1 protein-coding gene and 1 pseudogene are annotated in these 892 nt (G+C 71.3%); both read right to left on the bottom strand.

From position 1 onward, the window contains the following. Positions 1–331: pseudogene (locus AC27IQ_RS25875) on the bottom strand (L,D-transpeptidase family protein); the annotation flags it as partial. A 133-nt stretch (positions 332–464) separates the two neighbouring features. After that, on the bottom strand, positions 465–892 hold a 428-nt coding region (locus AC27IQ_RS25870; protein ID WP_487091351.1), incomplete at its 5' end, for a L,D-transpeptidase Cds6 family protein.

Genomic DNA, 892 nt, shown 5'->3' with positions numbered 1-892 from the left:
CGGGGGCATCGCCCTGGCCGGCCGGCACGTCGCCCATCTGCCGCAGCGGCCGCGTGCGGGCCGACAGCAGGTCGCCCAGCGCCAGTTGCGCGAGCTGGAAGTTGGGGTGGTCGCGCACCAGGCTCTCGGCCTTGGCCAGGGCCTCGCGGCCCTTGCCTTCGCCGGTGAGACGATAGACCTCCATGAGGCGCTTTTCCGCCTGCCCATCGGCGAGCGGGGCGATGCGTACGGGCGCCGTGCGCGCGTTCTTGCCCACGCCGCGCAGCTTGTCGCCCTGGGCGTGCGCGGGCCAGGCTGCCGCGAGCAGCGACAGCACCATGCCCGCCGCCATGCCGCGGCTCCAGGGGGAACGTCCCGCAGGCATGCGAGGCTTCAAGCGGGAACGAATGCGGCGCGGTGCGCCAGCAGAGGGCAAGGGAGCATCCCGAAGGCGATGGTGGAGCGCGTCACCGAAACGATCGCCATCAACCGCCGGTGGCCTCGCGCACGATGGTCCACTGGCCGCCGGTGTTCACCAGGTCCAGGGTCTTGCGGCTGTTCACGCTGTAGCTGCCGGAGCTGTAGCCCTGGCGAAAGCGCGCCTGCGCCTTGTTGCCGTTCACGGAAATGCGCAGATCGTTCACGCTGACGTTGATCTTGGCGCGGCCGACGATGCGGTCGCGGCGCTCTTTTTCCCAGGCGGCGTGGCTTTGCTTGCCGTTGGGCGTGTAGTTCTTGTCGTAGGCGCCCAGGTAGGCGTTCATGTCCTGGCTCTCCCAGGCCTTGGCCCAGGCGTGCACTGCGGCGGACACTTCCCGTTCCGCCGCGGCGGCGGCGCTGGAGGCGGTGTTGCCCGTCACTGCGGGAGCGGGGGGCCGGAGCTGGGGGTGGGCGCCGGTGCAGCGGCCACGGC

The sequence above is a fragment of the Acidovorax sp. KPB24-07 genome (genome assembly GCF_057543315.1).
This window is presented reverse-complemented; position numbering and strand designations above follow the sequence as displayed.